A 9,541-nucleotide genomic window follows, 5' to 3' on the forward strand; every position below is an offset into this window, starting at 1 on the left:
GACTCCTGGCGCGTCAGCGCGCGGCCCTTTTTTGCGGTTATAAAAAGACAAGATAATCGGAGCACACAAATGAAAAAAGCGCCGCGCAAGCGCGACGCTTCTTGAGTTTTCTACGCGTCGTGAGCGCGTAGTTTACTTTACTTGTCGAGCACAATGCGAAGCATGCGGCGCAACGGCTCGGCCGCGCCCCACAACAGCTGGTCGCCCACCGTGAACGCCGACAGATATTCGCCGCCCATGGCGAGCTTGCGCACGCGGCCAACCGGCACCGTCAGCGTGCCCGTGACCACCGCCGGCGACAGATCGCGCATCGACGCTTCACGCTCGTTCGGCACAACCTTCACCCAGTCGTTGCCCGATGCGAGGATGCTGTTCACTTCGTCCAGCGGCACATCCTTGTTCAGCTTGATGGTCAACGCCTGCGAGTGGCAACGCATTGCGCCGATCCGCACGCACAGGCCGTCTACCGGAATGGAACCCGGCGTGCCCATGGCAGGCTTGCCGAGAATCTTGTTGGTTTCGGCGCCGCCCTTCCATTCTTCCTTCGACATGCCGTTGCCGAGATCTTTGTCGATCCACGGAATCAGCGAGCCGGCGAGCGGCACGCCGAAGTGGTCGACCGGCATGCGGTCGCTGTTCATTGCGCTCAGCACGCGACGGTCGATATCCAGAATCGCCGACGACGGATCAGCCAGATCTTCCTTGGCTGATCCGTACAGCGTGCCCATTTGCTGCAGCAGTTCGCGCATGTTCTGCGCGCCCGCGCCCGACGCGGCCTGATACGTCATGGCCGTCATCCAGTCGACGAGGTTTTCGCGGAACAGGCCGCCGAGCGCCATCAGCATCAGGCTGACCGTGCAGTTGCCGCCGATGAAATTCTTCTGGCCCTTGACCAGCGCGTTCTTGATCACGTCGAGATTGACCGGATCGAGAATGATGACCGCGTCGTCTTTCATGCGCAGCGACGAGGCCGCGTCGATCCAGTAGCCGTTCCAGCCTGCCGCGCGCAGCTTCGGGAACACTTCGTTCGTGTAGTCGCCGCCCTGGCACGAAATGATCGCTTCGCACTTCTTCAGGTCTTCGATGCTTGTCGCATCTTTGAGCTTGGTCTCGTTTTTGGCGAACGACGGCGCGTTGCCGCCCGCGTTGCTGGTGCTGAAAAACACCGGTTCGATCAGGTCGAAATCGCCTTCCTGTTGCATGCGTTGCATCAGGACGCTGCCGACCATGCCGCGCCAACCTACGAGACCTACGTTCATGACTTCATACCCTTCGAATGGAAGCTTCCCCGCATCTTTGCCCGCAGTGACCGCGCGGGGAAGATGAGCGGGCACGACGGACGATCAGCGCTTCGTGATCGTTTTCGGGGTAATCGTTTTAATGAGCTTTGTGGCGGTAATGGCGAACTCAACCGCACGGGCCGTTTTGCCGTGCAGTTTCGAAATCGAGGAGATTTGAGCTGTCTGTGCCATCGCTACAATATACACGAAAACCGGAATCCGGCGACGTCGTTGTCTGCCGCTATCGTCCGTATAACGCGCGAAACGGCCATTTTAAAGGCCGATTCGCGTATGACAAGGTCGTTTGCCGACCTGACTATCTGTTCATCGCGCTGTGCGCCGGCCGCGGACTTGCGCCGGCGCCAGCCCTCTTACAGTGCCGCGACAACCGCGTCGCCCATGGCGGCCGTGCCGACCTGCTTGCAACCGGGCGTGAGGATGTCGCCGGTGCGGTAACCCTGTTCGAGCACCTTTTTCACGGCACTTTCGATGCGATCCGCCTGCTCCGCCTTGTTCAGCGAATAGCGCAGCATCATGGCCGCCGACAGAATGGTGGCCAGCGGGTTCGCCACGCCCTTGCCGGCGATGTCCGGCGCGGAACCGTGCGACGGCTCGTACAAGCCCTTGTTGTTCTTGTCGAGCGAGGCGGACGGCAGCATGCCGATCGAACCCGTGAGCATGGCGGCTTCGTCGGAGAGAATGTCGCCGAACATGTTGCCGGTCACGATCACGTCGAACGACTTCGGCGCCTTCACCAGTTGCATGGCGGCGTTGTCCACGTACATGTGCGACAACTCGACGTCCGCGTATTCCTTCGCCACCTCGATCATCACGTCTTTCCACAGCTGCGACGTTTCGAGCACGTTGGCCTTGTCCACGGACGTGAGCCGCTTGCCGCGCTTTTGCGCCGCCTGGAACGCCACATGCGCGATGCGGCGCACTTCGGGCTCCGAATAACGCATGGTGTCGAAGCCTTCTTTCGCGCCGGCGAACGGGCCATCCGGCGCTTCGCGCACGCCACGCGGCGAGCCGAAGTAAATGTCGCCGTTCAATTCGCGCACGATCAGGATGTCGAGACCCGACACGATCTCTTCTTTCAGCGAGGACGCGCCGGTCAATTGCGGATAGCAGATCGCCGGACGGAAGTTCGCGAACAATTGCAAATGCTTGCGCAAACCGAGAATGGCCTGCTCCGGGCGCAACGCGCGTTCGAGCTTGTCGTACTTCCAGTCGCCGACGGCGCCGAACAGGATCGCATCGGCCTCCTTCGCGAGCGCCAGCGTGGATTCGGGCAGCGGATGGCCCTTTGCTTCGTAGCCCGCGCCGCCAACCGGTGCTTCTTCGAGTTCGAACTTTTCGCCGAGCACGTTCAAAACCTTGACGGCCTCTTTCACGATTTCGGGACCGATGCCGTCGCCCGGCAACACTGCGATCTTCATGCGAATTCCTTAATAATTTGCTTCGAGACTGTGAGCGTGAGTCAGCGAGCGAGCGTCGAGCCCCAAGCCATGACCAACCAGCTAGCCGACAAATTAGCCGACGATGCGGTGAGCCAGCCAGGGCTGCTTCGCAATACGTTCGGCTTCGAACTGACGAATCTTGTCCGCGTGACGCAGCGTGAGGCCGATGTCGTCGAAGCCGTTCAGCAGGCAGTACTTGCGGAACGCCGCGACTTCGAACGGATATTCCGCGCTGCCGTCCGACGTGCGCACGACTTGCGCATCGAGGTCGATGGTCAGTTGAAAGCCGTTGAACGCATACGTTTCGTTGAACAGGTGATCAACTTGCTGTTCGCTCAGCACGATCGGCAACAAGCCGTTCTTGAAGCAGTTGTTATAGAAAATGTCAGCGAAACTCGGCGCGATGATCGCGCGGAAGCCGTATTGCTGAAGCGCCCACGGCGCATGTTCGCGCGAGCTGCCGCAGCCGAAATTCTTGCGCGCGAGCAGCACCGAAGCGCCCTGATAACGCGGCTGGTTCAGCACGAAATCCGGATTCAGCGGACGCTTGGTGTTGTCCTGACCCGGCTCGCCGTGGTCGAGATAACGCCATTCGTCGAACGCGTTGGGACCGAAGCCCGTGCGCTTGATCGACTTCAGGAATTGCTTGGGAATAATCGCGTCCGTGTCGACGTTCTCGCGATCGAGCGGCGCCACGACGCCGGTATGTACGATGAATTTATCCATGACGCTTGCGCCTGTTTCAGGACCGGGCGATGCGATTGACGGCATGAAAGCCGCTCACCGCCTCGCCGGCAAAAATCAAAAACCGGTTATTTCTCAGCGTGATTGCTGATCGAATTGCCGAGGTGCGACATGTCCTGCCCAAATCCGTGCACCGTGCTGCAGCCGGCCAGGCCGAGCAGCAGCCCGGCCAGAGTACCGAGCGCGAGGCGGCGCAGTAGAGTAGTGCGATTCATGTTCTTCATCATGCGATTTATCCCAGCTTGCGAATGTCGACGAAATGCCCTTCGATAGCCGCGGCTGCGGCCATGGCGGGGCTCACGAGATGGGTGCGGCCACCGGCGCCCTGACGACCTTCGAAATTACGATTCGACGTGGACGCGCAACGCTCGCCCGGTTCCAGCCGGTCGGCGTTCATGGCGAGGCACATCGAGCAACCCGGCTCGCGCCATTCGAAACCGGCGTCTGTGAATACCTTGTCGAGGCCTTCACGTTCCGCCTGCGCTTTCACGAGACCCGAACCCGGCACGACCATGGCCAGACGGATGTTCGGCGCCACGCGGCGGCCCAGTTTCTTCACGACGTAAGCCGCGGCGCGAATGTCTTCAATGCGCGCGTTGGTACACGACCCGATGAAGATTTTATCCGGCTTGATCGACTCGATCGGCGCATTCGGTTCGAGTGCCATGTATTTGAGCGCGCGCTCCATGGCGTCGCGCTTGACCGGGTCTTTCTCGCGCTCGGGGTCCGGCACTCGGCCGTCGACCGCCGTGACCATTTCCGGCGACGTGCCCCACGTGACTTGCGGCACGATTTCAGCCGCGTTCAACTCGACCACGCGGTCGAAATGCGCGCCTTCATCCGTCTTGAACTGCTTCCAGTACTCGACCGCATGATCCCATTCCACGCCTTCCGGCGAGAACGGGCGGCCCTTCAGATACTCGACGGTGGTGTCGTCGACCGCGACCATGCCGGCGCGCGCGCCCGCCTCGATCGCCATGTTGCAGACCGTCATGCGGCCTTCCATGGAAAGCGCGCGGATCGTCGAGCCGCCGAATTCCATGGCGTAACCCGTGCCGCCCGCCGTGCCGATCTTGCCGATGATCGCGAGCACGATGTCTTTCGCCGTGCAGCCGCGCGGCAGCGGACCCTCCACCTTGATCAGCATATTCTTGCTCTTCTTCTGCAAGAGCGTTTGCGTGGCCAGGACGTGCTCCACTTCCGACGTGCCGATGCCATGCGCGAGCGCGCCGAATGCGCCGTGCGTGGACGTGTGCGAGTCGCCGCAGACGATCGTCATGCCCGGCAACGTGGCGCCCTGCTCCGGCCCGATGATGTGCACGATGCCCTGGCGCAGGTCGGTCATCTTGAACTGCGTGATGCCGTAGGCGTCGCAATTCGAATCGAGCGTGTCGACTTGCAGCTTCGAAACCGGATCGGCGATACCGTGACTGCGGTCCGTGGTCGGCACGTTGTGGTCGGATACCGCGAGGTTCGCGCTGATGCGCCACACCGGACGTTCAGCCAGCTTCAGCCCTTCGAACGCCTGGGGGCTGGTGACTTCGTGCAGCAGGTGACGGTCGATGTAAAGAATCGTCGTACCGTCTTCTTCCGTGTGGACCACGTGCGTGTTCCACAATTTGTCGTAGAGAGTCTGTGCCATGGTATGCGGGGTAGTAATGACTGCGGGCTGACTGTGTCGGTCGATTATGCCACGCGAAATCCGGCTTTGGGCCGCTCTACCATGGGAAAAAGCGATAAAAAACAGTGAGTTGGGTGGTAGTGTCGATACCTGTATCGACGTTACCCGGCAAGCGCGGGGACGGCGGCGGGTTCATGTCCCGCCACCTGAGGCGCGGCTTAGCGCGCGAGATCGAAGCCGAGTTGCGCGCGTCCGAGCGGCGTCAGTTCACTCTCCCGCGCGCGGCCGGCGAAGTCCGTCTCGAAGTGATCGGCTGGAAAATCCGGCGGGCTTTCGCCACGCAGGAAGCTCGGCAACTGACGCTTCAGATAAGCCTCATTCTTCGCACACCACGGCGCCGACGAGATGTACATCACGTTGCTATAGCCGTTGCCGCGATGCGCGTCCTCGACCGAATGCACGACGTCGCTGTGCCAGAACACCGCGTCGCCCGGCTGCATGTGCGGAATTGGCGTGACCGCTTCGAGCAACAGGCTGTGCCACTCCGGTTTGATCGACAACGCGCGGGCGGGTTGCGCGCCGCACAGTTCGTCCTCGGGAACGTCGTCCTGGAGCGCGCGCAAAATCACGTAGGCCATCACATTGGCGATCGGGATCAATTGCAGCGTGCCGTCGCCTGGGCCTTGCGGCGTCAGCGCGGTCCAGCCCTGGAAAGTGCGGAACATCGAGCAGACGGCCGGCGACGGAATTTCCTGCACGTCGGGTCGGTAGGCGGCGTCGAATGGATCGTACGCACGCCAGTTGCCTGTCAGCACATGTCGATACACCTTCTGAAAATTCGGATCGAGCCAGCGCTCGACCGACCCGCCATCCACGTGAGGCGACAGGCCCAGCGACTCGGAGCCGGGCGGCCGCCGACGAATCCGGTCCGCATAAACCGGCACGCGCTCCGGATCGAAATGCCGTTTGCCTTCGCTTTCCGACTTCCAGAGACCGTTCAGGAACACGCGCGTGTTCGTCAGTTGCTCCGACTGACGCGCGGCCGTCTGCGGCTTCGACCAGTAGATGCCGTAAATCTGCGGCTTGCTCGACGACAGGTTGCCAAAATATTTGTCTTCGGCGCGATGCGCGAGCTTTTCGTCGAGATGATTGCGTTGCACGTATTCGGCGATTTCGTCATTCCAGTCGCTAGCTTGCTGGCGCTCGAAAACGCCGCGCACCACACACGCGCCGCGCGTCCTGATGCTCGCGATGGCGGCCTCGCCGACGTCGCCGGAAACGATCGACGCATAGTCGAATGCCGGAATCGCATTGCGTCCCTGCTCGCGGTCGCGGTGAATCGCGTCGATCTGCTGACGCATCGCGCCCTCGACTTCGTTGAAGATCTGCCTGTAATTCGGCAGCGCGGCCCGCAGCGCTCGCTTGGTGCTGCGAATCGCCTCGGGAAGATTGTCGATGACGAGCGGCATGGTGTGTCTCCTTGAATCGGTCTGTGTAGTGATCTGAGTAGTGCTGTCCGATTGCAGATTAAGGATGTTCAGCCTTCGTCGAGCATGCGATCCGGCCAGATGTCGATACAATTCAGACATTCGCCGTGTTTGGCCCCGCGCGGCCAGGTTGCTCATCATGAAACCTCAATACGAACGCGTGACGATTCCGAGCGGCTGCTCGATCCGCGTCTACCATCGGCAGCTCGCGCAGATTCCGTTTGAGTGGCACCACCATCCCGAATACGAGCTGACGCTGACCATGAACAGTCGCGGTCGCCGCTTCATCGGCGATCACATTGCTGACTACAGCGGCGACGATCTCGTGCTTGTGCCGCCGGACATGCCGCACACGTGGGCGTCCACGGAGCCGATCGATGCGAGCGCGCCGCAAGTCGCGATCGTGGTGTGGTTCGGCGGCGACTGGGCGCGGCGAATGGCGGATTGCTGTCCGGAGTTCGCATCGCTGCGCACGCTGCTGCGACGCGCCGCGCCGGGCCTGCGATTCTCGTCGGAAGCCGCGACGCTGATGCGCGCGCGGATGGCGGCACTGCTCGATCAATCGCCGCGTGTGCGGCTCGGCGCCGTGCTGGATGTGCTCGTGCAACTCGCGGAGGCGCAAGCGGAACCGCTGGCGTCGCCGGCTGCGCACAAGCGGGAAGCGCGGGAACGCGGCAGCGCCGCCGACGTCGCGTCTCATGCGCGCGCGTCCGAAGCGGAGCGCCTGAATCGTGTGCTCGATCTGCTCGACCGGCGCTTTCACGAACCCTTGCGGATCGCCGAACTGTGCGAAGTCGCGAACCTGTCCGAGCGTTCCTTGCACCGCTATTTCGTGCGGCATGTGGGCGAAAGCGTCGGGCGCTATCTGAACCGGCTGCGAATCGGCTACGCCACGCGGCAACTGACGGATACGCGCTGGCCCATCGCGCTGATCGCCACGAAGGCCGGCTTTCCCAATCTTGCCAATTTCAATCGACAGTTTCTGTCGGCGCGCGGGATCACGCCAGGCGCGTATCGGCGCTTCTTCGAGACTCACGGCCACGCGCCGAAAAACGCGGCGGGCACGCCGCAGAATTTGCACACGCGTCCGCCGTCGCTGGAACGGCCGGTACGGCGGCAACGACATAAGCCGTCGGCTTGAATGGGTCGCAGAACCCACGGCACACCAGGCGCACGCGGCTCAGCAAAAACAAAAACGCCCCAACGGCTTTCACCGTTGGGGCGTTTCCTTTTCGAGCCTTCGATGACGCTTCAGCCCGCAGCCAACCCGCCGCCGACTGAACCGAACTCAAGCCGAATTAACGTTGCGCGAGCGGCTTGGCTTCACGCTGCGTGTCGCCGATGAACAGCTGACGCGGACGGCCAATCTTCTGTTCCGGATCGGCAATCATTTCGTTCCACTGCGCAATCCAGCCCACCGTACGCGCCATCGCGAAGATACACGTGAACATCGACGTCGGGATGCCCAGCGCGCGCTGCACGATGCCCGAGTAGAAGTCGACGTTCGGGTACAGTTTGCGCGACACGAAGTACTCGTCTTCCAGCGCGATCTTTTCCAGCGCCATGGCCAGCTTGAACAGCGGGTCGTCGTGCAGGCCCAGTTCGTTCAGCACTTCGTGGCACGTTTCGCGCATCAGCTTGGCGCGCGGATCGTAGTTCTTGTAGACACGGTGACCGAAGCCCATCAGCTTCACGCCCGAGTTCTTGTCCTTCACTTGCTTGATGAACTCAGGAATGTTGTCGACCGAGCCGATTTCTTCCAGCATGTTCAGTGCGGCTTCGTTCGCGCCGCCGTGCGCCGGGCCCCACAGACAGGCGATACCGGCTGCGATACAGGCGAACGGGTTCGCGCCCGACGAACCGGCGAGACGCACGGTCGACGTGGAAGCATTCTGCTCGTGATCCGCGTGCAAGATCAGGATGCGGTCCAGAGCGCGCACGAGCACGTCGTTGACCTTGTAGTCTTCGCACGGGTTCGAGAACATCATGTGCATGAAGTTCGCGCTGTACGACAGGTTGTTGCGCGGGTACGCAAACGGCTGGCCGATGCTGTACTTGTACGCCATGGCGACGAGCGTGGGCAGCTTGGCGATCATGCGGATAGCCGACACTTCACGGTGACGCGGATTGTTGATGTCCAGCGAGTCGTGATAGAACGCCGACAGTGCGCCGACTGCTGCGACCAGAATCGCCATCGGGTGCGCGTCGCGACGGAAACCACGGAAGAAGAAGTGCATTTGCTCATGCACCATCGTGTGGTTGGTCACGGTCTTCACGAACTCGGCCTTCTGCTGCGCGTTGGGCAGTTCGCCCTTCAGCAACAGGAAGCAGGTTTCGAGAAAGTCAGCGTTTTCCGCGAGGTTGTCGATCGCGTAGCCGCGGTACAGCAACTCGCCCTTATCGCCGTCGATGTAGGTAATCGCCGAATTGCACGCCGCCGTCGACATGAAGCCAGGGTCGTACGTGAACTTGCCAGTCTGGCCGTACAGTTTGCGGATGTCGATCACGTCCGGGCCGAGAGTGCCCTTGTAAATCGGCATTTCAACGCTCGGCGAATTGTCGCTAAACGATAGCGTGGCTTTAACATCTGACGGGGTCATAGCACATCCTCAATCGAAGTATGGAAACAGGGTTTCGATATTTGCACGCCTGGAACAACGCACTCGCGGCGCTCAAGCTTTGCGCAGCAGCTCCAGGATCCGGATCACGTCCGGATCGGCAAGCTCGCCTTCAGGTTCTTTGCGTGCGAGAAGCAAGTCCATCAGGTCGTTATCGCTCAGCTCAAGCAGGCGCGTAAGTGCGCCCACATCGGCATCGCTGAGGTCATGCTCATATCGGCTGAAAAAACGCTCGAAGATCAGATCGTTTTCCAGCAGGCCTCGCCGAGCGCGCCAGCGAAGACGCGCGCGGCGGAGAGGGTCGGACTGATGCGATGTATCGTCCATTTTC

Annotated in this window: 9 protein-coding genes; 1 reads left to right on the plus strand and 8 read right to left on the minus strand. The window is 61.4% G+C overall.

Features of this window, described 5'->3' with window-relative positions; all coding sequences use genetic code 11:
• Window positions 1-137: 137 nt before the first annotated feature.
• The 6 genes from asd to VOM14_RS26790 form a co-directional block, all read right to left on the minus strand.
• Window positions 138-1,259 (minus strand): aspartate-semialdehyde dehydrogenase, encoded by a 1,122-nt coding sequence (gene asd / locus VOM14_RS26765; RefSeq protein ID WP_327631746.1) that lies wholly within the window; start codon window positions 1,257-1,259, stop codon window positions 138-140.
• A gap of 392 nt (window positions 1,260-1,651) precedes the next feature.
• The gene (leuB, locus tag VOM14_RS26770; protein ID WP_327631747.1) at window positions 1,652-2,719 is read right to left on the minus strand and encodes a 3-isopropylmalate dehydrogenase; all 1,068 of its coding nucleotides are present in this window, start codon (window positions 2,717-2,719) and stop codon (window positions 1,652-1,654) included.
• A gap of 93 nt (window positions 2,720-2,812) precedes the next feature.
• The gene (leuD, locus tag VOM14_RS26775) at window positions 2,813-3,466 is read right to left on the minus strand and encodes a 3-isopropylmalate dehydratase small subunit (protein WP_327631748.1); all 654 of its coding nucleotides are present in this window, start codon (window positions 3,464-3,466) and stop codon (window positions 2,813-2,815) included.
• An 86-nt stretch (window positions 3,467-3,552) separates the two neighbouring features.
• Window positions 3,553-3,711 carry an entericidin A/B family lipoprotein gene (locus VOM14_RS26780; RefSeq protein WP_327631749.1) on the minus strand — a complete coding sequence of 53 codons (159 nt, stop codon included), beginning with the start codon at window positions 3,709-3,711 and terminating at the stop codon, window positions 3,553-3,555.
• A gap of 5 nt (window positions 3,712-3,716) precedes the next feature.
• Window positions 3,717-5,126, minus strand: coding sequence for a 3-isopropylmalate dehydratase large subunit (gene leuC, locus VOM14_RS26785; protein WP_327631750.1), 1,410 nt, complete (start codon window positions 5,124-5,126; stop codon window positions 3,717-3,719).
• Window positions 5,127-5,323: 197 nt separating this feature from the next.
• A complete protein-coding gene (locus tag VOM14_RS26790; protein ID WP_327631751.1) occupies window positions 5,324-6,574 on the minus strand; it encodes a DUF1479 domain-containing protein in 1,251 nt (416 codons plus the stop codon).
• Between the two features lie 157 nt (window positions 6,575-6,731).
• Here VOM14_RS26790 and VOM14_RS26795 point away from each other — a divergent pair, with 157 nt between their 5' ends.
• Window positions 6,732-7,733 (plus strand): AraC family transcriptional regulator, encoded by a 1,002-nt coding sequence (locus VOM14_RS26795; protein ID WP_327631752.1) that lies wholly within the window; start codon window positions 6,732-6,734, stop codon window positions 7,731-7,733.
• A 157-nt stretch (window positions 7,734-7,890) separates the two neighbouring features.
• On the opposite strand, the gene gltA is transcribed toward VOM14_RS26795, so the two are convergent.
• Window positions 7,891-9,192 (minus strand): citrate synthase, encoded by a 1,302-nt coding sequence (gene gltA / locus VOM14_RS26800; RefSeq protein ID WP_327631753.1) that lies wholly within the window; start codon window positions 9,190-9,192, stop codon window positions 7,891-7,893.
• Between the two features lie 72 nt (window positions 9,193-9,264).
• Window positions 9,265-9,537, minus strand: a complete 273-nt coding sequence (locus tag VOM14_RS26805) for an FAD assembly factor SdhE (RefSeq protein ID WP_327631755.1) — start codon at window positions 9,535-9,537, stop codon at window positions 9,265-9,267.
• Window positions 9,538-9,541 lie beyond the last annotated feature (4 nt).

This window comes from Paraburkholderia sp. MPAMCS5 (genome assembly GCF_036016995.1).
In the GTDB taxonomy this organism is placed as follows: domain Bacteria; phylum Pseudomonadota; class Gammaproteobacteria; order Burkholderiales; family Burkholderiaceae; genus Paraburkholderia.

Excerpts from the sequence above, each read along its gene's own strand:
- VOM14_RS26795 (WP_327631752.1), top strand. The coding sequence starts at position 6,732 with ATGAAACCTCAATACGAACGCGTGACGATTCCGAGCGGCTGCTCGATC.
- VOM14_RS26780 (WP_327631749.1), bottom strand. The coding sequence starts at position 3,711 with ATGATGAAGAACATGAATCGCACTACTCTACTGCGCCGCCTCGCGCTC.
- VOM14_RS26790 (WP_327631751.1), bottom strand. The coding sequence starts at position 6,574 with ATGCCGCTCGTCATCGACAATCTTCCCGAGGCGATTCGCAGCACCAAG.
- VOM14_RS26805 (WP_327631755.1), bottom strand. The coding sequence starts at position 9,537 with ATGGACGATACATCGCATCAGTCCGACCCTCTCCGCCGCGCGCGTCTT.
- leuC (WP_327631750.1), bottom strand. The coding sequence starts at position 5,126 with ATGGCACAGACTCTCTACGACAAATTGTGGAACACGCACGTGGTCCAC.
- asd (WP_327631746.1), bottom strand. The coding sequence starts at position 1,259 with ATGAACGTAGGTCTCGTAGGTTGGCGCGGCATGGTCGGCAGCGTCCTG.
- leuD (WP_327631748.1), bottom strand. The coding sequence starts at position 3,466 with ATGGATAAATTCATCGTACATACCGGCGTCGTGGCGCCGCTCGATCGC.
- leuB (WP_327631747.1), bottom strand. The coding sequence starts at position 2,719 with ATGAAGATCGCAGTGTTGCCGGGCGACGGCATCGGTCCCGAAATCGTG.
- gltA (WP_327631753.1), bottom strand. The coding sequence starts at position 9,192 with ATGACCCCGTCAGATGTTAAAGCCACGCTATCGTTTAGCGACAATTCG.